Source organism: Thiomicrorhabdus sediminis, assembly GCF_005885815.1.
GTDB classification, from domain to species: Bacteria; Pseudomonadota; Gammaproteobacteria; order Thiomicrospirales; family Thiomicrospiraceae; genus Thiomicrorhabdus; species Thiomicrorhabdus sediminis.
Genome location: NZ_CP040602.1, coordinates 1088393 through 1114046 on the forward strand (window position 1 = coordinate 1088393; position 25654 = coordinate 1114046).

Consider the following 25654-nt stretch of genomic DNA (forward strand, 5'->3'; position numbering starts at 1 on the left):
CTTTTTTGCTCATGCTTAAGCCTTGATTTATCAGGCTTTGCCTCCATATTAATTGAGTATTCATTTTTAAAAAGGTGTCATTTTGACTCAGCAACTTTTAAGCGCACAAATTCCACATGATGCAATGGGACAACGACTTGATGTTGCCTTAGCGCCGCTATTTTCCGATTATTCGCGTAACCGTATCCAGCAGTGGATCAAAGACGGTAATGTCACGCTTGACGGTGTTATCTGTAAGAAACCTCGTCATGCGGTCTTGGGGGGCGAAAAAGTCGAGCTGCTTGCTGAACTGGAAAATGCCACCGAAGTCGAGGCGCAGGCTATCAGTATCGATGTGCTGCATGAAGACGATGCGGTGCTGGTGATCAACAAGCCGCCCGGTTTGGTCGTGCATCCGGGAGCGGGTAATCCGGACGGAACCCTAATGAATGCTTTGTTGTATCATTATCCGCAATTGCGTGAAGTTCCGCGTGCCGGTATTGTCCATCGCCTGGATAAGGATACCTCCGGTTTGATGGTGGTGGCGAAAACGGTTCCGGCGCAGACACATCTGGTCGAGCAGCTGCAGCGTCATGCGGTGGAACGTATCTATGATGCGGTTTTGGTCGGCATTATGAAGCAAGGCGGTAGTGTCGATAAACCGATCGGGCGTAACCCGAATGACCGCAAGAAAATGGCGGTACGTGCGATGGGTGGTAAACCGGCGGTTTCCCACTATCGTGTGTTGGAGCATTTTAGAGAACATACCCGTGTTCGCGTCAAGCTTGAAACCGGACGTACTCATCAGATTCGCGTGCATATGTCGCATCTTGGTTATCCTCTGGTAGGTGATCCGGTTTATGGCTCGCGTTTCCGAATTCCACGCAAGATGTTGCCGGAATTTGTCGAGGTGTTGCGTGGTTTCGATCGTCAGGCGCTGCACGCCGGTGCTTTGAGTTTTACCCATCCAACCACCGGTAAAACCATGAAATGGAAAGCGCCGATGCCGGAAGATATGCTTGAGCTGATCGATGTATTGCGTGAAGACGTCGAGGAGTTCCATGCACAGCAGTGGGGTTATGATGAATTTGATTATGACTACGGTGTTGAAGTAGAGTGGGTGACAGATGAGGATATTCCCGATTAATTTCGATTAAGCGCAAGTTTAAAGAGTACCCACTGTATGCATGAATTTGAAAAATCCATTATCCGAGCGCAATGGTCGGCACCGCAAAATATCAAAGCTCTCTGTACCACACGCCTTGCTGCAGGGCATAGTGACAAACCTTACGATCATTTCAATCTAGCCACTCATGTAGGTGATGAACCCGGCTCGGTGCAGGCCAACCGTGAAATCCTCTCTGAGCAATTGGCTTTACCTGCAGAACCGGTCTGGTTGGATCAACAACACACCCCTAACGCCATTCAATTAAACCGGTTGCTGGAGTTTTCCTGCCCGCCGATTGCCGATGCCAGCTGGACCACGGAAAGCGGGGTGGTTTGTTGTGTGATGACCGCGGACTGTTTGCCGATTCTGGTCACGGATGTGGACGGCAGTTGTGTCGCCGCCATTCATGCCGGCTGGAAAGGGCTGGCGAATGGGATTGTCAGCAAAACATTGATGCAATTACCGGTTGCACCAAGCAAGTTGTTGGTGTGGATTGGTCCGGCTATTTCGCAACAGTTTTTTGAAGTCGGCGAAGAGGTGTATGCCGCCTTTGTGGAAAAATCAGCCGACAATGGCCAATGTTTTTTTAAGCTTGATGGCGACAATAACCAAGATGAAATCAAATATATGGCCGATCTGCCCAGGCTTGCCGAGCAGGAATTGTTGAGTTTGGGGGTTGGCGCTGAAGCAATCAGTCAAAGTGGGCTATGCAGCTTTGGCGACAAGCGTTTTTATTCTTATCGCCAGCACGGGCGCACCGGGCGTATGGCAAGTTTGATCTGGCTGGAAAACTAGTTTAAAGCACCATAAAACCGTCACACCAAAGCAATAACGTCTTAATCAAACCTCAGCGCAATCAAAGCGCGTATTTAGCGTGGGATTTCTTGGTGTATTTACCGGTCTTAATGAACTTCTCGGCACGCTTGATGTCTTCCGGCAAGCCACTGATTACCAAGTGATCGTTCAAGCGCAAAGTGGTCTCTGAAGATGGGTTCTCACCACGGACATGTCCGCGCTTGATCGCATCGACATTGACATCGAAACGCTTCAATTTCAAAGTCTTCAGTTTTTTCGCCACCGCATAGGTCGATTCATCAAGATGGATACTGTGAATAATCCCTTTCATGACCTGATGCTGTTCCAGCGGATTATCCCCTTCACCCGGATAGAAGTTAGCCAGAGTCTGATAGCGGTTTTTACGGATGTTACGGGTCTGTTTCAACACTTGGCTGGGCGGATGTCCAATCATCAGCAGCAGGTGTGAAGCCAGCATAATGCTCGATTCAAAGGTATCCGGCACCACTTCATTGGCACCGGCTTCGGTCAGTTCATTGACATGTTGGTCATCAAGGGTTCGCACCAGCACCGGAATGTCCGGGTCCATGGAGCGAATGGTCTTGAGGATTTTCATCGAGGCGTGAAAATCACTAAAGGTGATAATGACGATTTTACTTTTACGTAAAGCGGCGGCTTCAAGAATGGTTTGTTTGGAAGCGTCGCCATAATAGACTCGTTCACCGGCGGCACGCGCTTCATGGACACGTTTGATATCCATATCCAAAGCGAGAAAAGCGCGGTTTGATGAATGCAGAAAACGACCTACTGTTTGACCGACACGACCGAAACCACAGAGAATGACATGGTCACTGATGTGTTTGTTATCTTCGGAGATGGTGGTGGCAATCTCATTGTGGTCGGCCTTATAGGAGTCCTTATGCAGCATTCTGGCGATATGGCCGTTGAACTTAACCATAAATGGCGCTATGGCCATGCTGATGACCGCAGCGGTGAGCAAAATATTGCCTTCTTCTTCGGGTAACAGCTTGTAGGTAAATGCCAGCGTCATCAATACCAGACCGAATTCACCAACCTGAGAAAGCGACAGCGAAATACGTGCTGAAACGCCGGGTTCTTTATCGAAAACACGGGAGATGCTGTAAAGGATGACCCCTTTGACGAAAATGATCGCCACGGTCAGGCCGATAATCATCAGGAAGTTATTAAACAGAATCTCCAGTGAGATAATCATGCCGACGGTGACAAAGAACAGGCCAAGTAAAATATCCTGGAAAGGGCGGATATCGGATTCGATCTGATGGCGGTATTCGGTTTCACTTAACATCATACCGGCCAAAAATGCGCCCAGAGTCATCGATAAGCCCATCTCTTCGGTAAAGGCGGCGGCACTGATGGCAACGGTTAAAACGGTCAGGGTAAAAAGCTCTTGAGACTTGGCCGATGCCACTTCATGAAATAGCGGGCGCAGCATGTATTTACCGATCACGTGCATAATAATGACCACCAAAACGCCTTTGAAGAAAGCGATACCCAAAGCCCAGGTCAAAGCGTTTTCTTCACCACCGGACATGGCGAGTGTCGGAATCAGAATCAATAACGGAATCGCCATAATATCCTGGAAAATCAGGATACCGACAGTCGAGCGGCCGTGGCGCGAGTGTATCTCGGACTGTTCGGTAAGCTGCTTGATAACAATCGCGGTGGAAGAAAGCGCGAAGGCACCGGCAATGACGATACTGGTATTGGCATCCAATCCGGCGAAGTGGCCAATAAGGTAGATAACCACTGCGGTGGTTAAAACCTGTGCGGTACCCAGGCCGAACACCTGTTTACGCATCGCGACCATTTGTGAAAAAGAGAATTCAAGCCCGATACCGAAGAGCAAAAACACGATACCGAATTCGGCAAGCAGTTCAATGTTTTCCTCTTTATCGATCCAACCGAAAGCGTGGGGCCCGACGATAATCCCGACAATGATATAGCCAAGAATAGGCGGGAAGTGGAGTCGGCGTGATATGGAAACTGTAATAACGGCGGCAATCAGCAGTAAAACAATATTTATCAGCAGGTGGTCTTGCACACTATTCTCTCTATGGTCGAATAAGTTGACGATAATGACCGGTGCTTTTAAGGCGGCCGGTCATTATTTGTCATTATTGAATGGAATAATTTCTTTCTATAGCACTAGTTTATAGAAACGCTGCGCAAAAATCAGGCTTTTGACATTTTAAATCGCATTGATAGGTCGATTGCCTGCAAGTGCTTGGTAATCGCCCCGGTAGAGATATAGTCAACCTGGGTTTCGGCCAAAGTCGCCAAATGCATCAGCTCGACATTACCGGAGACTTCCAATTTGGCGCGACCATCGACCAGCTTGACTGCTTCATGCATCATTTCCAGCTCGAAATTGTCGAGCATAATGATGTCGGCACCACCTTCCAGCGCCTGCTGCACCTCTTCGAGGTTTTCGGTTTCGACTTCAACGGTCTTGCCCGGATGTTTGAATTTCGCCAAACCGATCGCTTCGGCAATGCCGCCGGCCGCGATAATATGGTTTTCCTTGATCAGAATCGCATCAAACAGGCCGATACGGTGGTTTTTTCCACCGCCGCAAACGACCGCATATTTTTGCGCCAAACGTAACCCCGGCAGTGTTTTACGTGTATCGAGCAGTTTGGTGTGTTGGCTATTCAAATGTTCGACATATTCGGCGGTAGTTGTTGCGGTGCCGGATAATGTCTGTAAAAAATTCAGTGCACTGCGTTCGGCAGTAAGGATGTTACGTGCCGAGCCGGTGATGGTGCAGATGTGTTGATTGGCATGCACCGCTTCGCCTTCTTCGCAAAGCCATTCGATATGCGCTTCTTCATCGATTTGGCGAAAGACTTCATCAAACCAGGGGCGACCACAGATAATGGCTTTCTCTTTGCAGATAATGTGTGCGGTGGCCTGAATGCCATCAGGAATTAAATCGGCGGTAAGATCGCCGGTTTTAATATCTTCTTTGAGTGCGGCGGCAACGGTGGCTTCAATGTTTTCGAAATAGTTAATATCGTTCATAATCGACTTATATCAGTTATATTGGTCTGTGATATGGGCGCGGTGTTTACATTGCGCCGATTTATTAATGGGGGGTATTATAACCACAGACAACCCGTTTGAGTAATCAACCAGACTTAGGAGCTAATTACCAGAATGAATAGCCAAGCCACGCTTTATGATGAAGAAGAACCGCAAATCGAGATTTCGCTAGATCCTAAAAACGGTTTATTGGCTCCCGGCTATGGTGTTCAGGTTCAATTAAGCCCGAATTGTGATGACAGGCCTAGCGACAATGTCCCGGAGCTGGTTGTGGTCCACGGTATCAGTTTGCCGCCGAATCAGTTTGGCGGTGCGGGTGTCGAGCAGTTGTTCCATAACCTATTGGATGGTGATGAGCACCCGTATTATGAAGCGATTAAGGATTTGCGTGTTTCTGCTCACGCTTTTATTCGTCGTGACGGCTCGGTGATTCAGTTTGTTCCTTTTTATCAGCGCGCCTGGCATGCCGGAGTTTCTCAGTTTCAAGGCCGTCAGCGCTGTAATGATTTTTCCATCGGTATCGAGCTGGAGGGCACCGATCACACTCCTTATACCGCATCACAATATGACTCTCTGGCGAAGTTGATTAGGGCTTTATGGCAAGCTTATCCCAGTTTGCATGAGCATTTTGTGGTCGGCCACAGTCATATCGCTCCGGGACGCAAGACCGATCCGGGTGAGTATTTTATGTGGAACTCTTTGGCTCGCTTAGTCGCGGAACCAAAGATTGCAAGACCTGAACTACTGGTATAAATCCCAAGCCGGTTTTATACCCCGGTTAACATCAAGGCGATGACATCATTGTCATAGCCGTCTCCGTTTTTGTACTCGCGATAACCTTCACTGACTTTAAAGCCGATGATGTAAGGTTTGTCATCCCAGTTGTAAGAAATGGTATCGCTGACGCCATTTTCGGCAGCCAATATTCCAGGTGGTAGCTTGAGTTGTTGACCGATTTTGATATCGTCGTTGCTGCTGGCGATAACCATGCCGGCGCGATCTACCAAAATACTGAAAGTGGTTTCATTGAGTGCCTCATTGATGTATTTCGGTTCGGTGTCATCAAGCATCGCGCGGAATTCCGGTTCCGAGTCAAACACCAGAGCAATACCGCCAACATTGGTGTCCATGTTATCCCAGCTTTTCACCGCGGCATGATAGATATAGGTATAACGGTCTTCATAAAGTGAGGATTTATGAAAATCCGAAACCACATAATGCTGGGTGTCTTTTAAGCCTAAACAGCGCGTGGTGTCATTGCCTCGTGGGATATTGGTTCCGACAAGGTGGCCTTCGGCCTGATTGGAAACCGCAAGAATCACACCGTTTTTGTCATACAGAATGATATTGGTATAAACGGTATAGAGGCTATTGATATAAGACAGGATATCGGTCAATTTTTGTACTTCGGTCGATTCCAAGCTGCCGCTGGAGAGTTTTTTGGTCAGCAGTTGCCTAAAGGTGCTGTTGAGCGCCCACCAGCGGCAATCGTTGGCTCTTTCATAAAGGTTTCTGTCCATGATTTCCACGGCAAGCGCGGCACTGAAAGCGGCTTTTTTCTGGATGGTATCAACCAGAACCTGATGGATATGGTGGATAAAGCGGGTAAAGATATTCTGGATATCGAAACTGATATTCTGGAAGCTGTCGAGAATCGGTAAAAACGCCTTGACATCTCGTTTCAACGACATGATCTTACCATTGAGGATGACGATTAACAGCAAGGTACTGACCTTGACGATAGACTCCTCCAAATCTCTAAGGTAAAGGTGGGAATCCGGTTGGATCTTAACCCCTAGATCCTGGTTGTTATCGCCGTAATCAAACGCTTTTTGGTTGTTGATTTTGACATAACCGAACCACGGCAGACCATAGAAGCCTTGGTAACCGTTGGTTTTGGTACCGTAATGCAGTTGTTGGCCAATGCGCATCGGGCGATCAAACTGTTCAATGTGATTCGACATTCTACTGCCAACGCGGTTGACATCCGGATGATTGGAGGAAAGGATGGTGCCTTGGTCATCAAGAATCATCAGTTCATATAGGTTGCTGCTGTCCAAGGTTTTATAGACACCGTTCATCTCTTCTTCGAAATTAAAGCTCAGGCATAAAACGCCAACCACTTCATCTTTACCTTGAACATTAGGTTTGATGATTTTTTTCGCATACATCAGGCTGTTTTTCTGTTGATTGAACAGATCGGTAGGACGGTACTGCTCTACATAATCATCATTGGTGGTCAACGCGGTTTGAATAATCGGGTCATGGCTATGGCTAACAGGGTTGTTTAAATCGAGCTTGGCTTTGATGTCGCCATTCGGTTTAATCAAAAGCACATCGTTGTATACGGTGTATTTTTTGACGTACTCGACAATGCGATTATGGATAAATCGCTGTTCATCCTCGGAATTTTCTTCCTTGGCCATAAAATCGACCAAGTCGTCATCGGTGGCCAAAAAGCCAACATCGGCGGTACGCTCAAATAGGTTGCGGATAACGATATCGATGGTGGTCTGCGCCTTTAAGCTGATTTCACTGTTGGCTTGGTTTAGGTAGCGGCCAATCAGTTCATCAATCATGACTTCACGCAACCCTTGAAACTCTTTTTGGGTTTCGACAATCGAGACCAGCAGTTGCGGGTCGATGTTTTCATTATTGATTTTACCCACCATGCCTACCGTACTCCACCATAGGTCTTGATGATCCAGTTCATCAAGATAGGCTTTAACTTCGGGAAGGTAATCGATGAATTCTTTGTAATCGTTTTGCGCTGTGTGGCTCATATGTGATAACTATTATTTTTTACGTCGTTGTAATTTTCTAAATAAGTTTCGTTGTTTTCAATGAAACGCGGAATGTCCGAAAATTCTTAGCGAGTAACGTGCCAAAAAGTAACTGGTCACGCTAGGACTTAAAAATCATTTGAATTCAGTGGCTTGTGGTTGACTGTTGGTTTTTATCTTATTGGTAAAGATAAGGTGCGCCCTAATATAGTGCGTTAGCATGTGTTTTATGAAGCAAATATTTTAGCCTGGATTAAATCGGGTAAAAACAGGAAAAAACCTGTGTGATCACCGTCTAATCAGGCAATCCAGCCGTCCTTTTTAGGATTTTTGCGCGGCGTAGGGTGTTTCGGCTTGAACATTAAGCACTCTTCACCGGAGCTTTCAAATACCACTTCACTTGGCAAACGGCGGGTTTTGAAGCCAAAGGCTTTGCATCCACGTGGCGCGTTGGCATCCCAGGTGACATAAAAATTCTTGCATTGAAAGCAATCAATCGGTTTCTTGTCTTTCATCAATTTATCTTTTATTCGCGGTTTTTGAGTTTATGGGCTTTATGCTATGATTATCGACAGTTACTAATATTGTGCCACAGACTCGATTTTTAGGCGAAAAAGCTGCGCTTTGAAGTGCCAATTTAGTAAATCTTATTTTGATTGGTGGTTTGTTGGCAATACTGAAAAAACCATCAAGGATATTTGAATGGGTTTTATTGAATGGCGCTGCGAGAATCGAGTGATAAAAAGAAAAACTAAAGGGTGAGAGATGAGCAAGGTAGGTCTGTTTTACGGTACGGATACCGGAAATACTGAACGTGTCGCCGATTTGATCAAGGATAAGATGGGAGCGGATATTGTCGAAGTGCATGATATCGCTACCGCCAAAGCAGATGAGTTTGCCCAGTATCAGAATATTATTCTGGGTCAACCGACTTGGTATTACGGTGAGTTACAAAGCAGTTGGGATGACTTCTGGGAGGATTTTAAAGGTATCGATTTCAGCGGTAAGACCGTCGCCTGTTTTGGTTTGGGTGATCAGGCCGATTATTCCGAGTATTTTTTGGATGCGATGGGCTTTATGCACGATATCGCGGTAGAAAACGGGGCGACTCCTGCCGGTTATACGTCGACGGCTGGTTATGAATTTGATGAATCGAAAGCGGTTACCGAAGACGGCGAGTTTTTTGTCGGTCTTGGTATTGATGAGGATCAGCAGCCTGAAATGACCGACTCGCGAATTGACGAGTGGGTGGCACAGGTTAAAGAAGAGATGGGAATCGCCTAGCGTATTTTTGGTCTTTTAAATCTGAACAGTAAAAAAACCGCTTTTAAGCGGTTTTTTTATGTCTGCCGTCAATGTCTATTGGCGCATATCCATTAAAGGCCAGTCGCGTTGCTTGGCAATTTCCAGCAGTTTGTCGTCGCCATTGACAATCACTGGGTGGCTGACCAGTTCGAGCAGGGGCAGATCGTTATGCGAATCGGAGTAGAAATAACTGCCCTCCAATGTCTCATCGTTTTCTGCCAGCCAGCTGTTCAAGCGGGTCACCTTGCCATGTTGGAAAGTCGGTGTGCCGGCAACCTCTCCGGTATAACGGCCGTCTTTAATTTCGCCTTCGGTGCCGAGCAATTCGGTAATGCCGTAGCGCTCGCCGATAGGGCGTGTAATGAAGGTGTTGGTGGCGGTGATGATCATGACGCGGTCACCATTGTTTTTGTGATGGTCAACCATGGCTTGGGCTTTGGGCAGAATGATCGGCTCAATATATTCCTGCATGAATTGCTTGTGCCATTCATGCAGCGTTTCCATGCTCTGTTGGCTCAAAGGTTTTAAAGCAAAGCGCTGGTAAGCGAAGATATCTAGGTTGCCGCTTTTGTAGTCTTCATAGAATTTGGCGTTTTGTTCACGGAAATGGTCGGCATCGACATAGCCTTTATCGACTAAAAATTCACCCCACAGGTAATCGCTGTCGTTGGCGATCAGGGTGTTGTCCAAATCAAAAATTGCCAGGGCCATAATTGTCTTCTCTTTATATTGCTTTGCTGTATTACTTTTTATATAGATGTTTATTTATCTATGTTTTTATCAACGTTTTTATTTAAGGTTTTGCCGCAAATGCTAAGGGATTTAAGCGCTTGATACAAGTTGCTTGACGGAAAACGATTGGATCAATGTTTTTCATAGGTTTTGTTACGTATTGATGTTGAATCCGGATAAAAAGCAATGAAAGCGCAGAGGCTTTTGGTTTAGCTTTTAGGGGGATTGATAATTAATTGCCGTCATGGCGCTATTTTACATTGAAAAAAACTGATTTTTTCGGCACTATTACCGCATATATAAAGATTTTATTTTAAGGTTCACATGATTGATGAAAACGGATATCGGCCTAATGTCGGTATTATTATTGTTAATAAAGAGGGTAAGCTGTTTTGGGGAAAACGAATACAACAAGATGCTTGGCAATTTCCACAAGGAGGTATTCGTGAAAATGAAACTCCGCAGCAAGCCGTCTTTAGGGAGCTAAAGGAAGAGGTGGGTCTGGAACCGTCCGATGTGCGAGTTTTAGGCAGAACCGATGACTGGATTAGCTACGATTTACCCAAACACCTGATTCGCCATTACAGTCAACCTGTCTGTGTCGGTCAAAAGCAGATCTGGTTTATGTTGGGATTTGAAGGTGATGTCAAAAATATCAACCTGACCCAGCACGAATCACCTGAATTTGAGGATTGGGATTGGGTCGACTATTGGCGCCCGGTTCAAGAGGTGGTCAGTTTTAAACAGGCGGTCTATCATCAGGCGTTGACTGAACTGCTGCCTACCTTGGAAACTTTTTGGCTAAACAGAAAGTAAATTATAAAGACCCGTTAAGTTTGTCGCTGACGGGTTTTTTTATGCGCGAAACGAAATAGCTGAATTTGCCATTTAATTGCTTTGATGGCGGAGCAGGTGACAGTTTTTAGCAAAAAATGTGATTTATCGATAAAAAAACCGATTTATATTGTTTAATTATCATGCGTTTAGTGAATTATATGGCGGTCAGAGGGCGTTTTAGTGATGTTTGAAGCCTGTATTTTTACTTTAAAAATGTTATGATTCACAGAATTTATTTGCGTATTTTGCCAGTTAAAACAATCAATCGACAACCTCTCGTTCGGGGCGTTGAAGAAGCAAAATACGATCTTGGGAAACTAAGTAGCTGGAACCCAAGATAATGTTGGCAGTTCAAGTGATGAACGATTTGAACTGATCCTTTCAGGCCCACCCAGCACCTGAGGAAACCTTCCAACCCATGAGGAAAATTTTAGTATGAGCGAGAATTTTGTCGATCAAGATCCACAAGAAACCCAAGAGTGGATCGATGCTCTAGAAGCCGTTGTATCATTTGAAGGCACGGATAAGGCACAGCACATTATTGCCAGCCTTATCGAAAAAGCCCGTGTTCACGGCATAGATATCCCGTATTCAGCCAACACCCCTTATATCAATACCATCGCTGAAGAAAATCAGGCTAATTATCCAGGTGATCTGACTTTAGAGAAAAAGCTTCGCGCGATTTTGCGTTGGAATGCGATGGCAATCGTATCTGGTGCCAATAAAAACACCAGTGTGGGTGGGCATATCGCCTCATACGCATCGAGTTGTACTCTATATGAAGTAGGGATGAACCACTTCTTTAAGGGGCCTAAGCATCCACAGGGTGCCGATATGGTCTTTTTCCAGGGGCACACTTCACCGGGTATGTACTCGCGCTCTTTCTTGGAAGGTCGTCTAAACGAAGAACAATTGCGTAATTATCGTCAAGAAGTAGACGGTAACGGTCTATCGTCTTACCCGCACCCTTGGTTGATGTCCGATTACTGGCAGTTCCCGACGGTATCGATGGGTCTTGGACCGCTAATGGCGATCTACCAAGCGCGTTTTATGAAATATATGCAAGCGCGTGGTTTGGCCGAAACAACCGGACGTAAGGTCTGGGCATTCCTGGGTGACGGTGAGATGGATGAGCCGGAATCACGTGGTGCGATTCAGCTGGCTAAACGTGAGAAGCTGGACAACCTGGTATTCGTTATCAACTGTAACCTACAGCGCCTAGATGGACCGGTACGTGGTAACGACAGCATTATCCAAGAGCTGGAAGGTGTCTTCCGTGGTGCCGGCTGGAACGTACTGAAAGTGCTTTGGGGGTCTGGTTGGGATCGTCTATTGCAAAAAGACAAAACCGGTAAGCTGGTTGAGCGTATGGGCGAAGTGCCTGACGGTGAATACCAGGCTTATAAAGCCAAAGACGGTGCCTTTGTGCGTCAGCACTTCTTCGGTAAATACCCGGAAACCGCCGAGTTGGTTGCCGATATGACCGATGACGAGATTTTCCGTCTGACCCGTGGCGGTCACTCACCACGTAAGATCTACAACGCCTATAAGCGGGCTACCGAAACCGTTGGTCAACCATCGGTAATCCTTGCCAAGACCGTCAAGGGTTACGGTATGGGTGCTTACGGTGAAGCGGCGAACACCGCTCACCAGCAGAAGAAATTGGATAACGAAGGTTATAAGTATTTCCGTGACCGTTTCGCGATTCCAATCTCCGATGAAGAGATTGATAAAGGCCCGGTTCCTTTCTATCAGCCATCGGAAGATTCAGATGTGATGCAGTATATGCGTGCGCGTCGTGAAGAGTTGGGTGGAGCCTTGCCGTCACGTCAGGACAATGCCGAAGCTTTACCTGTGCCATCATTGGATACTTTCAAAATGCTGACGGAAGGTACTGGTGAGCGTGAAATGTCGACTACGATGGCATTTGTGCGTCTGATCTCAATCCTATTGCGCGATAAGACTTTGGGGCCACGTGTTGTGCCGATCATTCCTGATGAAGCACGTACTTTCGGTATGGAAGGTCTGTTCCGTCAGGTCGGTATCTACGATCCGGCCGGTCAGCTATATCAGCCGATGGATTCGGACCAGTTGATGTGGTACAAGGAATCGGCCAACGGTCAGGTATTTGAAGAAGGTATCAACGAAGCTGGTGCTATGGCGAACTGGGTGGCTGCGGCGACCGCTTATGCCAACTACGGCGTGAGCATGATCCCATTCTATATCTACTACTCAATGTTCGGTTTCCAGCGTATCGGTGACTTGGCATGGGCAGCCGGTGACTCGCGTGCACGCGGTTTCCTGATCGGGGGTACCGCAGGGCGTACCACGCTTGAAGGTGAAGGTCTGCAGCACCAGGACGGTCATAACCTGATTCAGTTTGACCATGTACCGAACTGTATGACATACGACCCAACATTCGCGTTTGAGATGGCGGTGATTATCCGTGACGGTATCAAGCGCATGTTTGCTGAGAAAGAAGACGTGTTCTATTACATCACCGCGATGAACGAGAACTACTCGCATCCTGCTATGCCGGAAGGTGCCGAAGACGGTATCCTGAAAGGGCTTTATAAGTTCAAGGATTCTTCTGCCAAGCATAAGAACAAGGTGCAGTTGATGGGGTCAGGGACAATCTTCCGTGAAGTTATCGCCGCGGCGGAAATGCTTGAATCCGAATGGGATGTGGCAGCCGATATCTGGGGTGTACCAAGTTTCAACTTGCTACGTCGTGACGGTATGGAAGTCACTCGCTGGAATACGTTGCATCCTAAAGAGACTGCGAAAAAACCATATGTTACCGAAACATTGGAAGGTTCAGAAGGACCGTTTATTGTCGCAACCGACTATATCCGTGACTACCCTGAGCGTATCCGTCAATATGTTCCAGGCGAATACTATGTGTTAGGTACCGACGGTTTCGGTCGTTCCGATACTCGTGAGCAACTACGTAAGTTCTTCGAGGTTAACCGTTATTACGTGGTGGTTTCTGCGCTTAAATCGCTTGCCGACGCCGGCACAATCAAGGCCGATGTAGTGGCTAAAGCCATTGAAAAATATGGTATCGATAGCGATAAGCCTTTCCCGACTCACGCTTAATCATGTCAGCCGTAGCAAGCCCGCTACGGCTTTTTTATTGACAATACGGTTAGTGAGCTAATGCCATAACCGTATGGTTCGACAGGTTTTTTTGAGTGTTTATAAGTAGCTTAAACACGAATAAAGGAATTTTAAACATGGCGACACAACAAATTACGATCCCAGATATCGGTGATTTTGACGCAGTAGAAGTAATTGAAATCCTGGTTGCAGCAGGCGACGAGGTAGCGGTAGACGATTCACTGGTAACGCTTGAATCCGACAAGGCCACGATGGAGATCCCATCACCTGTGGCAGGAAAAATCACAAACGTAGCGATTTCGATTGGTGACAGCGTTTCCGAAGGCACCTATATTATGGATGTCGAAGTTTCCGGCGATGCAGCAGCTCCGGCAGAAGAAAAGCCGGCAGCGCCACAAGAACCGGCTCCGGCACCACAGGCACCAGCTCCAGCACAAGCACCGGATTCGGCACAAGAGCCAGCGCCACAGCCGTCTGCGGCTTCACCTGCGGCCATTGCAGCAGCGTCAAAACCGGTCAATGCACAAGAGATGGGCGCGTCTTCACACGCTTCGCCATCGGTACGTGCATTTGCACGTAAGCTAGGTGTTGACCTGACAACCGTTGCCGGTACTGGGCCAAAAGGTCGTATCCAGCAGACTGACGTGGAAGCGGCGATAAAAGCGGTTATGTCCGGTCAAAAAGCGGCTCCGGGCGGCGCAGTTTCTGGTGGAATGGGAATTCCTCCGGTGCCAGAAGTTGATTTCAGCAAGTTTGGTGAAACCACAACCGAAGAGTTAGGCCGAATCAAGAAAATTTCCGGTAAGTTCCTACACGCCAGTTGGTTGAACGTACCGCACGTCACGCAGTTCGATGAGTGTGACATCACCGAGATGGATCAGTTCCGTAAGGATCAGAAAGCTGCCGCCGAGAAGCAGGGCATTAAGCTGACGCCACTGGTGTTTGTGATGAAAGCGGTGGTCAAGGCACTGCAGGACTTCCCAAGTTTCAATGCATCGCTATCGCCTGATGGCCAATCAATCATTAAAAAGCATTACTACAATATCGGTATCGCGGTCGATACGCCAAACGGTTTGGTGGTGCCAGTGGTGAAGGATGTCGATAAAAAAGGCATCTATGAACTATCGCAAGACTTGATGGAAATCTCTGCCAAAGCGCGTGACGGTAAGCTAGGGCCTGCCGATATGGCCGGTGGCACTTTCACCATCTCCAGCCTTGGCGGTATCGGTGGAACTCAGTTCACGCCAATCGTCAATGCGCCGGAAGTGGCGATTATGGGGCTTTCTAAAGCGAAGATGCAGCCGGTTTGGAACGGTAGCGAATTTGCACCACGTCTGGTGATGCCGTTCAGCGTGTCTTACGACCATCGTGCGATTGACGGTGCCGAAGGTGTGCGCTTTACCACAACGGTAGGTAACTACCTGTCTGATCTACGCCAACTGATTCTTTAAGGAAAGACCATGACCAAGATTGTAGATATTGTTATTCCTGATATCGGTGACTTTGCCGAAGTTGATGTGATTGAAGTGCTGGTTAGTGCCGGTGATGAAGTGGCGCAGGACGATTCTCTGGTCACCTTGGAATCGGATAAGGCGACGATGGAAATTCCGGCGCCGTTTGCCGGGAAAATTGTTTCTCTGACCGCGGCGGTAGGTGATAAGGCCTCTGAAGGTTCGATTATCGGAACCATGGAAATCGCCAATACCGAAACCGTGGCGGCGAATGTTGAAGACAGCGTGGCGCACGAAGCTCCTAAGCCTGAAGCAACTCCAGCTCAGCAGGCCGAAGCTCCACAAGCGGTCTCAGCGGCGGATTTACCGCCTGCCGATATGACATGCGAAGTGTTGGTGCTAGGTTCGGGCCCTGGTGGTTATACTGCCGCCTTCCGTGCCGCCGATCTAGGTAAAAAAGTGGTGATGATCGAGCGTTATGAAAACATCGGTGGTGTTTGTCTAAACGTTGGTTGTATTCCGTCTAAAGCGCTATTGCATATGTCGGTCGTACTGAACGAAACCCGCGAAATGGGTGCGCACGGTATCACTTTCGCCGAGCCTGAAATCGACACCAATAAAATGCGAGCTTACAAAGACTCGGTTATCGGTAAGCTAACCGGTGGTTTGGCGGGTCTTGCCAAGGCGCGTAAGGTTGAAGTCGTTCAAGGTTACGGTAAGTTCAGCTCGGCCAATACCGTCACGGTTGATATGGCTGATGGTTCAACCAAGACCATCGCCTTTGAAAAAGCGATTATCGCTGCCGGTTCACGCGTGGTGAAACTGCCGTTTATCCCGCATGACGATCCGCGTGTTATGGATTCAACCGATGCATTGGAACTTGAAGAAGTACCAAAACGTATGCTGGTTATCGGTGGTGGGATTATCGGTCTGGAAATGGCGCAGGTTTATGACTCACTGGGTGCGAGCATCACCGTGGTCGAACTGGGCGATACCATTATTCCGGGTGCCGATAAGGACATTTCCAAGCCGCTATTGAAGAAAATCAAAAAGCAGTACGAAAACGTGTTCCTAAAATCAAAAGTCACCAATGTCGAAGCCAAAGACGAAGGTCTGGTGGTGACATTCGAAGGTAAGGATTGCCCGGAAACCGATACGTTTGATCGTATCTTGGTTGCGGTAGGGCGTACACCAAACGGTAAACTGATCGATGCCGAGAAAGCCGGTGTTGCGGTCAACGATTGGGGCTTTATCGAAGTCGATGAACGCCAGAAAACCAATGTTGATCACATCTATGCGATCGGTGATATCGTTGGTCAGCCAATGCTGGCGCACAAAGCGGTTCACGAAGGCAAGGTCGCTGCCGAAGTGATCTCTGGCATGAACAGTGCCTTTACGCCAATGGGGATTCCATCAGTTGCTTATACCGATCCGGAAGTGGCTTGGGCTGGTAAGACTGAAACTGAACTTAAGGCCGAAGGCGTTGAGTATGAAAAAGGTGCTTTCCCATGGGCGGCATCGGGTCGTAGCTTGAGTCTGGGGCGTGACGAAGGTCTGACCAAAGCGTTGTTCTGCGCCAAGACACATCGTTTGTTGGGTTGTGGTATTGTCGGGCCTAACGCCGGTGAACTGGTTGCCGAAGCGATGCTAGCGATTGAGATGGGGGCTGATATGCAAGATATCGGGCTGACCATCCATCCACATCCGACATTGAGTGAGACGATCTGCTTTGCGGCGGAGATGGCGGAGGGGACAATCACCGACCTAATGCCACCAAAAAAACGTAAATAGGGTCTAAAACGCCCAACTTCTTTGTTGGTGAAATGGTCACTTACTATTCGTAAGCTCACATTTCACCGCCGCGAATTTGAGCGTTTTATCTCCCTATTGGTATGAATAAGAAACCCGCATAAAGCGGGTTTTTTTATTGGTTTAAGTAGGCTAAACCATTACTTGTTAATTTAAAACGTGGCTGATTGCCATCTAATCTTTCTATATATTTATAGTTATTGATTTTGCTTTTTCTTCCTATGCTGTGATTTATGGATTGGTAAGCTCTATCTAGCTCGTCTCCAAGCTCCGAAGCAGTTAAAGAATTTTTATATTTCAATACATTTAATATTTCGTACTCTTTCATTGGTATTTGAATTTTACTTTCAATTGATCGTTTAAGATCGATATCAATAATTGATCTCAGCTCAACATTGCCTTGGCAAGTTGTACATGGAATTTTATGGTCAATGAAAATCTCTTTTTTTGAAAGATCATAGGTTTGACCACATGCAGAACACACTAGCTCTTTAGAGCTTTTCATCCAGTTTACAACGACAGGGTTGAAATCAAATACTCTTTCAATTCTAAATTTTCGATCACTTTTTTCATCAAAAATTAAATTGTTATCAATGCATAATCCATAGTTTAGAGAGAAAACACTAACGGTTTCGGTGTCTTTATTTTTCTGTTGGGAAAATTTTGTAATGAAAAAGTTAAACTCTAAGGTTTTTAAGATTTCTTCTAAATCTTCATGTACATATAAGTAATTAGATGGAGCTGTATTTGTAGTGTATTGTTCAAAGATTTTTGCATTCGAAGTACCAATGTGTTTCTTATTTTCTACTGCTTTTTGGATGAACTGTTTTAAGAGATCAAGTAGGTGAAATTTTTCAAAGGATTCATCATAGCTCTTATATTCAATATATTCGCTTTTAGTTAGAACAAACTCAATGTCATTCTTGTAATGCTGTCTTGCTGATTCTTGAAGTATTTTCTTTGTGATTTTTTTCTCTAAACTATTCGTCTTTTGTAGAGCAATTTCTAAAACTTTTCCAATGATTCTTGGTACATTGGAGCTTATTTGAAAAATAAGTTTGTAGTAATCATCTATTGAACTACCTTGTTTAAGATCAAAAAAAACGCCTAAATCGGTATCATTAAAATAGTAATTAAATCTTCTTTCTAAAAGCCTTTTTGTATATTTGATTGCTGACTCTTCGACTTTATCTGCACTTCCAATAGAATATAGATCGTAGTAATCGAGGCAATAAGTCGTTACTTTTTGTCTATCGATTGAAGGTAAATAATCTCTTCCAGGATAAAGAGATATTTTAAATTTGAAAAATTCATCGGATAGGTTATTTAGGGGCCCAACAATAAAATCTGTGAACACTTCCATTGATTCTTTATCTATTTCAGACATATCATCAAGACAAATAAAAACATGGTTAATCGGTATTCTTCGTAATAACTCTTTTAAATTATTCATGAAACCAATAATGTCAAAAAAACGTCCTAGAGCCCTAGTGAAGTCTTCTGTTTTATATTCTTCTGCGGATGTAATGTGTGACAGTTTACCTCCTATAGAAGGTTGATCTGATAAGTTTATATTTAGCTCTGATTCAGCGGTCTTATTGCTTTTTGATGAAGAGTGTTGGGAAGACTTAGTTTGAGCGGTGATGTCTTTAAATAGTGGTTGCTTTATATTTTGGAAAAGTTCGTTAAGTTCAGTTTCAAATTGTGTTTTCGTTATGCCTTTATTAGAAAAGAAATTTAAAAAACGGTTTTGAAAAACACTTGCTTTGATCTCTTTTTTTAGCTCATCTATTATTTTTTCGATAAAGAAGACATACAAACTTAATTTATCGAGGTTTTCTTTTGAAAGTTTAAGTTCTGTATTATTTATGTTTGTGTATGAAGATTTTTTTGTTTGTTCGAATAAAGCCTTCACGTCTATGTAGAGTGAAAGCTTGTCATTAGTCTTTCTAATTTCGTGTTGAAATCTATTAATAATTGTAGACTTACCTGTTCCTTTTCTACCTAGCAGTAAAGTAGTATTATTTTTTAACATTGATTTTAAGATTAATTCATTCTCTAATGGATCAACGTAAAGATTCTCAATGAGACTATCACCATTCTCGTTTTTTATTTCAGCTCTGCGATATTTGCTTAATGAATCAGATAAGGATAGGAATGTATCCGCAATATTTGTTGAACAGGTCATTTTGTATCCATAAATTTAGTAATAAGTTTAATTATATAAAAGTTTTTACTTATTTTTAGTTTAAGTGAATAATTGAGGGCAGTGTAAAAAAGGTCAGCTTGTGAAAAAGAATCAATGGGGTCAGACTCGATTGATTTTCTATTCAAACCCGCTAAATGCGGGTTTTGTTTTAAAAAAGCCCACCAATGTTCTTGGTTGGCATTGTTATAAACATCGTGTAACATTATTGGCGCAAGCGGAAACCGTCGCTTTGCGGTAGGCTATTCTGATCCTACGTCTTCTTTATCATCCGGGGCGGGCCGGCTCTTTATTCTATTTGAGAGCTTGAGTTGCTCTGTGGAGTTTTGTGTTGATTACCTTAACCCGAATTAAGCGTCGTCTGCTTTACGTTATTGTTTTTGAAATTACCGCGATTATCCTTTCAACCTTTGTGTTGATGCTGTTGAGTAACAGTGATGTTGACGAATCCTTACCTGTTGCGATTCTAATGTCGACAGCGGCGGTGGTTTGGAATTATCTTTTTAATACCGCGTTTGAATTTTGGGAGACGCGTCAGCAAATTAACAAGCGAACCTTGGCGGTGCGAAGCCTTCATGCGCTTGGTTTTGAAGGCGGATTGATTTTGATTTGTGTTCCGTTGTATATGGTTTGGTATGGTGTTGACCTATGGACGGCTTTTGCCATGGAAGCGGCATTGTTGTTGTTTTTCTTGGTTTACACGTTTGTTTTTACGTTTTTGTTTGACCAGGTATTTATTCTGCAACACCAAATGCCAGCCAAGGCCTGAGCCGTGAGGCGCTTTATTTTTCCAAGGAATGTAGTTTAATTTATGAATCCAGAAAACTTAAAAAAGCTTGTTGAAGTCACTATGCCTTATGGCAAATACAAGGGGCGTTTGCTTGCAGATTTGCCCGGTAATTACCTTAATTGGTTTGCAGCTAAGGGGTTTCCAGAGGGTAATTTAGGGCAGTTATTGGCTTTGATGCATGAGTTGGATCACAATGGTTTAAAAAGCCTGCTTGATCCGTTACGAAAATAACAGGGAAAATAACTGGGGAAATAATCGGTGTCAGACTCGATTGATTTGATGCTTTGCTATTTGAGCCCGCTTTATGCGGGTTTTTATTTTGTTGCTAAGGTACTTTTAAGTTTTTGTAGGGTGTTTTTTTGCTCTGATTTCACCAATTCAATGGCTTGAACCAAGCTGACTATCTGGCGGTCGCGGTCGTGCATTTCCGGTCATTCGCCGTAGACTTTATTGACTTCCAAGATATAGACCTTAACGCGCATTTTGCCACCCCATTTTTTATGGTTGTATTCATCGAATAGGGTACGGCTGATAATGCCTTTTACTCCGGCTTCTTCGTGGGCTTCTTAGGCGGTTTACCAAACCAGATCATCTGGAATTTCGAATTTGGCGTAGTAGGCTTTGTCTTCTTCGGATAGGTGGCTGTCGTGATTGTTGTTGTTTCTGATAATCACGGTGGCATCGCGCTGTTCGATTTTTTCCAACACTTCATTTGGCACAACCGTATAACCGTTATTAAAACGCACAATATGCAGCTGTTCATTGGCGAGGCCTTTTTGGGTTTTGCTGTTGATGTTTAATGTTTTCACCGCGCTGTCATCGGCAAAGTTGTAAGCGATATCACCTTGGTAATTTTTCAACTGATTGGCTTCGATAATCTGTTTCAGTTCGGCCTTTTTGGCGTTTTCGGCTTGCTGTTGCTGGCGTTGTTGATTGAGTTCGCGGTCGCGTTGCGCTTTTTCTTCGGCGGCTTTGGCGGCAAGTTGGGCGGCTTCGCTTTGCTGGATTTGACCTTTTTTGGCTTTATTGGCCTTACTTTTTTTGTTTTGCTGCTGTTTTTCGCGTTGCACTTGTTTGGCTTTTTTATCGGTTACCAAACCGGATTTTTTTAATTGATCAAACAAAGAACCTGCCATTGTTGTTGCCCTGTAGTTTATTGATGGGTGGATTTTATCGGCAGGTATTTTACGCGTAAAAAAGGGATGTTTCATTTATAAAAGTGATACGCTAAAACTCGCGTTGAAAAAAGCGGTTTTTTTATTTATTTTCCATTGAAAAAAAAGAGAGTTGAATGGCTTCCGATAAGCAAAACAAAGTTTCTACTGATAATAAGGATTTAAAGGCATTTAAAGCTCTGTTAGGAGCCGGTGGATCTGACGAAGAAATGAGTGGTGAAGAGGTTGAAAGTTTATGGGGTGAGCTCAGAGAAAAGAAAGAGCAACGGCTACGCAAAGAGAAAAGACAAGAATTCTGGATAACCAGTTTTTTTTGGGTCATCCTCGCATTGGCTCTCTACGGTTTATATTTGTTGGGTGCATTCTACAGTGGTTTGTTATTAATCGTTGGAAGTGTTCTGGGCTTTGTTTGGATTTATTATGATGGCAAACAATCCGCTGGTGGTAATTGGGCTACTTGGATATTGATACCGTTTGTGGCTATTCTTTTTTTAATAGGTATGGGGCTTTTGGTTTCTAGTTATATACGCTAGTCGTAAATAGGTGGTAAAACATCCGGTGGGTAGAGGGAGAATAGTATGGCAGTAAAACCGATTGATAAGACCTCTCAATCCGCATCCATCAGACAATGGAGCAGGTTGGCGCTGGTGTATCTGCTTATTCCGTTGATTTTATTTATATGCGCTGGCGATATCGATTGGTGGCAGGCATGGATTTATACTTTATTGATTGTTGTGGTTGGTATGGGCGGCCGCATATTGGCGAATCGTCGGCATCCCGGATTGACCGCTGAACGGCAAGATCTTGAAATTATCCAAAGTGCCAAATCTTGGGATAAAGTGCTAGCCCCTTTAATGGCGCTGAGTATCAGTTACCCGATGATGATTGTGGCGGGGCTGGATCATCGATTTCATTGGTCAGCGGAATTTTCGCTTGAGCTGAATGCGGTTGGATTTACGCTGATTGCATTCGGTTATGTTTTTTCCGCATGGTCATTGTTGGTTAATCGTTTTTTCTACAGTGTAGTGAGCGTTCGAACGGAACGAGGTCATAAGCTGTGTGATTCGGGTCCGTATCGGTTGGTGCGTCATCCGGGGTATGCCGGAAATATTGTGGCTGTATTCGGTATTGTAATGGCTCTGGATTCGCTGTGGGCATTGATACCTGCAATAGTCGCTTTGTTCATCACGGTGATTAGAACAGGGCTAGAGGACCGAACTTTACAGCAAGAACTGCCAGGTTATCGGGAGTATAGCCAGCGAGTGCGTTATCGGTTGATGCCAGGGATTTATTGATAGTTTGAATCAAAAAGACATATCTTGAACTGATTTTAATCGGCGTTTTTGCAAACAAGATGCGTTTGGCGTATTAATTTTTTTGTAAAACCCGCTTAAAGCGGGTTTTTATTTTTTAAATCCAGCTTATAGTGCAAAGGCTTGCATAACCGTATCGACGTTTTGTTTGGTGAGGTCTTTGGTTAGAAAGGCTTTGATTTTTTCTGTGGTGCTGGTTTTGAGTTTCTTTTCCACCTGAGCGTGAATCGGGCTCGAAAGCGAGAGGTAGAGTTTTTCTTTGTTCTGTTCGGCGAATTGGTTGATGAATTCCGCGAGGCCGTCTACCACTCGGTTGGTGCGTTCCAGATCGCTTTTGGTTTCGTAGGAGCTGCTGCCTCCGGCGGTGGAGTTGTTGTAGTCGCCTGATTTGTCGCTGTAGATTTCACTGAGCTTGCCGTGTCCTTCAATGCTTTCAATAGATTGGTAGGCCTGTAGAGAGACGGTTTTTTGTTCTGTTTGTTGGATGGTGAATACTTTGATTTTGCCAAGGTCAGCAAGTAGGACATAACCGATGATTTTGCTCATAATCGTTCCTCCTTTTTGAGTTTGCCTAAATAACATAACAAAAAGACAGACATAAATATATGTTTTTTATAGTGATTGCCATGCAATCTTGTTTTGTCTCAATTTTGTTAAAGCAATGCCGAGCTGCGTTGTTTGGCTTTTGTTTTGAGAAAACGCTGGGTAACTACGCGTTTGATTTGTATGATTAAATTCGTTGTTATTGAAAATAATCCTAGACAAAGTAAAGCGTTCGTTGTATTGTTTGTGTAGCTAGAAATTAGGCCTAATATTTACAATCTACATTTCGCTGTTTTACTCGTAATACCTCGTCCTGCAGTTTTAAGTTCCAAGTCTCCATTTTTAAGCGTTACCGCCTTTGAATAGGCAATCATATTTTTTAAATTACAGGATTATTATTATGTCTAATACAGTTACAGGAACCGTTAAGTGGTTCAACGAAACAAAAGGTTTTGGTTTTATTGCACAAGAGTCTGGTCCAGACGTCTTCGCTCACTTCAGCGCTATCCAGGGCGACGGTTTCAAAACTCTAGCAGAAGGTCAGCAGGTAGAATTTAGCGTGACTCAAGGGCCAAAAGGGCCACAAGCTGAGAACATTGTAGCGGTTTAATCGATACAATCAGTCAGTTGATCATCGGTAAGAATCCGATTGATCTAAAAAACCCGCTTCAGGCGGGTTTTTTTGTACCTGTAATAAAGCATTTGGGCTTTATCGGCTGTTAAATATGGATTTAATCAGTTTATGTTCTGATTAATATTTCCATAGCTTTGTAGTCGCTTATTTGCAGTAGAATGGAGCCACTTTATATTTGCGGTAACGGGCTTTAGATGGCATCACAATTCGAATTGTTGGTTTTAGGTAGTGGGGCGGGAGCTTCAGCGGTTTATGATAATTTAACCAGCAGTAGTTTTATGCTTTGCCATAAGGGTGAGCCTTTTTGCCTGGTCGACTTGGGGTTGGGTGTGGGCCAAGCCGTTCTGCAATATTTCGGCTGTTTTCCCAAGCAAGTCATTATTAGCCATAATCATTCAGATCATGCCGGCGACCTTCCTGTGGTATTGCGTGTAGAGCTGGCGCAGGAAAACAAAATGCGGGTCATCTGTCACGCAAATGTCGCACAAAGATTGAAAAGCTCTCGTATCGCCGAGCATCTAGAGCAGTTGAGCGCAGATGAATTGGCAAGCTGGCAAGCTCTGGACGATAATCAAAGCGTGGCGATCGGTCATGGTTTGTCTATTGAGTTTTTTCCCGGTGTCCATTCGGAAACCAGTTACGGTTTTGTCCTGACCGATGATGTCGGCACAAAGCGGTTGTCCTATAGCGCAGACTCAACCCTATGCCTTTCTTTATATGAAACCTTGTCACAGGCCGAAGTTTTCATTATGGATGCACGTGCGCAAGAAAACCGTTGGCATGCCAGTTTTGCAGAAGTGAAGCCGTGGTTGACCGATAAGCGTTATATTTTAGGTCATGGTTTAACCCCTGAAGAAGCGCAGAGGCAATATCCCGATTTGCCTTTATTGCTTGCGGGGCAACGCATTCAGTTTTGAATACCGTTAAGTTAGTCATTTTAGAACACGAAATATCAAGGTAAAGAGTTGTAAAAATTATGAATATCGCGGCACTGGTTAAGCAAGTGATTAGATGGGTGTATGGGTTGTCACCTTATTTTTGGGTGGACAGATACTACAAACATCAGGAGTTCGCCTTTGCGGCAGAATCAACCGATTGGCAGGTTATTCGTGATAAAAGACTTTTTTTATCCGAGTTTTATATCGTCGGCTGGTTGGTATTGTCGATGTTATTGGTGCTGGTTTTTTCGATAGCGGATGTTACCCGCGCGCTATCGGCAACCTTTATTGCCGGTTTCAGTTTGGCGGATGTTTTGGTGATGCTTTTTCTATTGCGCATTTTAGGGGTGCTTAATAAAGAGCTAGGCGTGATTCTATTCGGTATTTGTAAGATTACCGAAGGCTCAATGGTCTCGGCTACCGGCAGGGTGATTGTCTTGGCTTTGACCAATTTTTTAACGGTGATGTTTTTATATGCAGCAATTTATCAGCTTAAAGGGGCTTTTGTTAAGTTACCGGATTTCTTCAGTGGCATGTCTTCATTAGCCGGGTTGATTCAATCAATCCATTTGCAGTTTACGATGAATACCGCCTTTGATCCAGCCGATGCCTTTACCTGGCTGGTGGGTACTTCCCAGGCCATTTTTTGTTTTGTATTTGGTACGATTGTCATCTCTCTTTTTGTCTCCTTATTGAATGTGAAGCCGTTAAAGGCGTGATCCATTAGCCGACGATTGATGATAGGAAAATACTTAGCGGGTGATTTGTCATGCAAGCCATTACGACCTTAACAGTGCGGTGTCCTTATTGCGGTGAAATCATCGAGGCGGTGATTGATTGTTCGGTGGCCCAGCAAGAGTATATCGAGGATTGTGAAGTCTGTTGTCGACCGATCGTTTTCAAGGTATCGATCAATGAATCCGGTGAGCCTGATGTGGCGGTATTTTCGGAAAACGATTAGCTTTAAAATATTAGAGCAATAAAAAAACCCG

The 25654-nt window shown here is 44.9% G+C and carries 24 protein-coding genes; 16 read left to right on the forward strand and 8 right to left on the reverse strand.

Annotated elements, in window-relative coordinates; genetic code table 11:
* Positions 1-82 precede the first annotated feature (82 nt).
* Together rluD and pgeF are read left to right on the forward strand one after the other, a co-directional pair.
* Positions 83-1126, forward strand: coding sequence for a 23S rRNA pseudouridine(1911/1915/1917) synthase RluD (gene rluD / locus FE785_RS04940; protein WP_138564700.1), 1044 nt, complete (start codon positions 83-85; stop codon positions 1124-1126).
* A 36-nt stretch (positions 1127-1162) separates the two neighbouring features.
* The gene (gene pgeF, locus FE785_RS04945; RefSeq protein WP_138564701.1) at positions 1163-1942 is read left to right on the forward strand and encodes a peptidoglycan editing factor PgeF; all 780 of its coding nucleotides are present in this window, start codon (positions 1163-1165) and stop codon (positions 1940-1942) included.
* 61 nt (positions 1943-2003) lie between these two features.
* Here the strand turns inward: pgeF and FE785_RS04950 are convergent, their stop codons facing one another.
* Together FE785_RS04950 and nadC are read right to left on the reverse strand one after the other, a co-directional pair.
* The gene (locus FE785_RS04950) at positions 2004-4025 is read right to left on the reverse strand and encodes a monovalent cation:proton antiporter family protein (protein WP_138564702.1); all 2022 of its coding nucleotides are present in this window, start codon (positions 4023-4025) and stop codon (positions 2004-2006) included.
* Positions 4026-4156: 131 nt separating this feature from the next.
* Positions 4157-5005 carry a carboxylating nicotinate-nucleotide diphosphorylase gene (nadC, locus tag FE785_RS04955; RefSeq protein ID WP_138564703.1) on the reverse strand — a complete coding sequence of 283 codons (849 nt, stop codon included), beginning with the start codon at positions 5003-5005 and terminating at the stop codon, positions 4157-4159.
* A 135-nt stretch (positions 5006-5140) separates the two neighbouring features.
* Between nadC and ampD the strand changes: the two genes are divergently transcribed.
* The gene (gene ampD / locus FE785_RS04960; protein ID WP_138564704.1) at positions 5141-5779 is read left to right on the forward strand and encodes a 1,6-anhydro-N-acetylmuramyl-L-alanine amidase AmpD; all 639 of its coding nucleotides are present in this window, start codon (positions 5141-5143) and stop codon (positions 5777-5779) included.
* Between the two features lie 14 nt (positions 5780-5793).
* On the opposite strand, the gene FE785_RS04965 is transcribed toward ampD, so the two are convergent.
* Together FE785_RS04965 and FE785_RS04970 are read right to left on the reverse strand one after the other, a co-directional pair.
* The gene (locus tag FE785_RS04965) at positions 5794-7809 is read right to left on the reverse strand and encodes a cache domain-containing protein (RefSeq protein WP_138564705.1); all 2016 of its coding nucleotides are present in this window, start codon (positions 7807-7809) and stop codon (positions 5794-5796) included.
* Positions 7810-8108: 299 nt separating this feature from the next.
* Entirely contained in the window at positions 8109-8324 is a 216-nt protein-coding gene (locus FE785_RS04970; protein WP_138564706.1) for a uracil-DNA glycosylase, read from the reverse strand.
* Between the two features lie 250 nt (positions 8325-8574).
* Between FE785_RS04970 and FE785_RS04975 the strand changes: the two genes are divergently transcribed.
* On the forward strand, positions 8575-9093 hold the full coding sequence (locus FE785_RS04975) for a flavodoxin (protein WP_138564707.1): 519 nt from the start codon (positions 8575-8577) through the stop codon (positions 9091-9093).
* A gap of 75 nt (positions 9094-9168) precedes the next feature.
* On the opposite strand, the gene FE785_RS04980 is transcribed toward FE785_RS04975, so the two are convergent.
* Positions 9169-9825 carry a histidinol-phosphatase gene (locus FE785_RS04980; protein WP_138564708.1) on the reverse strand — a complete coding sequence of 219 codons (657 nt, stop codon included), beginning with the start codon at positions 9823-9825 and terminating at the stop codon, positions 9169-9171.
* A gap of 345 nt (positions 9826-10170) precedes the next feature.
* Between FE785_RS04980 and FE785_RS04985 the strand changes: the two genes are divergently transcribed.
* The 4 genes from FE785_RS04985 (at position 10171) to lpdA (ending at position 17045) form a co-directional block, all read left to right on the forward strand.
* On the forward strand, positions 10171-10662 hold the full coding sequence (locus FE785_RS04985; RefSeq protein WP_138564709.1) for an RNA pyrophosphohydrolase: 492 nt from the start codon (positions 10171-10173) through the stop codon (positions 10660-10662).
* Between the two features lie 456 nt (positions 10663-11118).
* Positions 11119-13782 (forward strand): pyruvate dehydrogenase (acetyl-transferring), homodimeric type, encoded by a 2664-nt coding sequence (gene aceE / locus FE785_RS04990; RefSeq protein ID WP_138564710.1) that lies wholly within the window; start codon positions 11119-11121, stop codon positions 13780-13782.
* Between the two features lie 137 nt (positions 13783-13919).
* Positions 13920-15254, forward strand: a complete 1335-nt coding sequence (aceF, locus tag FE785_RS04995) for a dihydrolipoyllysine-residue acetyltransferase (RefSeq protein WP_138564711.1) — start codon at positions 13920-13922, stop codon at positions 15252-15254.
* 9 nt (positions 15255-15263) lie between these two features.
* Complete coding sequence (gene lpdA, locus FE785_RS05000; RefSeq protein WP_138564712.1) at positions 15264-17045, forward strand: dihydrolipoyl dehydrogenase; 1782 nt, start codon at positions 15264-15266, stop codon at positions 17043-17045.
* A gap of 133 nt (positions 17046-17178) precedes the next feature.
* Here lpdA and FE785_RS05005 read toward each other — a convergent pair whose 3' ends face one another.
* The gene (locus tag FE785_RS05005; RefSeq protein WP_138564713.1) at positions 17179-19251 is read right to left on the reverse strand and encodes a P-loop NTPase family protein; all 2073 of its coding nucleotides are present in this window, start codon (positions 19249-19251) and stop codon (positions 17179-17181) included.
* Between the two features lie 346 nt (positions 19252-19597).
* On the opposite strand from FE785_RS05005, the gene FE785_RS05010 reads away from it, so the two are divergent.
* Positions 19598-20038 carry a PACE efflux transporter gene (locus FE785_RS05010; RefSeq protein WP_202978329.1) on the forward strand — a complete coding sequence of 147 codons (441 nt, stop codon included), beginning with the start codon at positions 19598-19600 and terminating at the stop codon, positions 20036-20038.
* 42 nt (positions 20039-20080) lie between these two features.
* Positions 20081-20290 (forward strand): DUF3820 family protein, encoded by a 210-nt coding sequence (locus FE785_RS05015; RefSeq protein ID WP_138564714.1) that lies wholly within the window; start codon positions 20081-20083, stop codon positions 20288-20290.
* A 344-nt stretch (positions 20291-20634) separates the two neighbouring features.
* Here the strand turns inward: FE785_RS05015 and FE785_RS05020 are convergent, their stop codons facing one another.
* A complete protein-coding gene (locus FE785_RS05020; RefSeq protein WP_138564715.1) occupies positions 20635-21195 on the reverse strand; it encodes a DUF2058 domain-containing protein in 561 nt (186 codons plus the stop codon).
* 155 nt (positions 21196-21350) lie between these two features.
* Here FE785_RS05020 and FE785_RS05025 point away from each other — a divergent pair, with 155 nt between their 5' ends.
* Together FE785_RS05025 and FE785_RS05030 are read left to right on the forward strand one after the other, a co-directional pair.
* Positions 21351-21767, forward strand: coding sequence for a hypothetical protein (locus FE785_RS05025; protein ID WP_138564716.1), 417 nt, complete (start codon positions 21351-21353; stop codon positions 21765-21767).
* Positions 21768-21812: 45 nt separating this feature from the next.
* Complete coding sequence (locus tag FE785_RS05030) at positions 21813-22529, forward strand: methyltransferase family protein (RefSeq protein ID WP_138564717.1); 717 nt, start codon at positions 21813-21815, stop codon at positions 22527-22529.
* A gap of 126 nt (positions 22530-22655) precedes the next feature.
* Here the strand turns inward: FE785_RS05030 and FE785_RS05035 are convergent, their stop codons facing one another.
* On the reverse strand, positions 22656-23093 hold the full coding sequence (locus FE785_RS05035; RefSeq protein ID WP_168188915.1) for a host attachment protein: 438 nt from the start codon (positions 23091-23093) through the stop codon (positions 22656-22658).
* Positions 23094-23490: 397 nt separating this feature from the next.
* On the opposite strand from FE785_RS05035, the gene FE785_RS05040 reads away from it, so the two are divergent.
* From FE785_RS05040 to FE785_RS05055, 4 genes are all read left to right on the forward strand, one after another.
* Entirely contained in the window at positions 23491-23700 is a 210-nt protein-coding gene (locus tag FE785_RS05040; protein ID WP_138564719.1) for a cold-shock protein, read from the forward strand.
* A 218-nt stretch (positions 23701-23918) separates the two neighbouring features.
* On the forward strand, positions 23919-24641 hold the full coding sequence (locus FE785_RS05045; RefSeq protein ID WP_138564720.1) for an MBL fold metallo-hydrolase: 723 nt from the start codon (positions 23919-23921) through the stop codon (positions 24639-24641).
* A 59-nt stretch (positions 24642-24700) separates the two neighbouring features.
* The gene (locus FE785_RS05050; protein WP_138564721.1) at positions 24701-25381 is read left to right on the forward strand and encodes a hypothetical protein; all 681 of its coding nucleotides are present in this window, start codon (positions 24701-24703) and stop codon (positions 25379-25381) included.
* Positions 25382-25431: 50 nt separating this feature from the next.
* Positions 25432-25623 carry a CPXCG motif-containing cysteine-rich protein gene (locus FE785_RS05055; RefSeq protein WP_138564722.1) on the forward strand — a complete coding sequence of 64 codons (192 nt, stop codon included), beginning with the start codon at positions 25432-25434 and terminating at the stop codon, positions 25621-25623.
* Positions 25624-25654 lie beyond the last annotated feature (31 nt).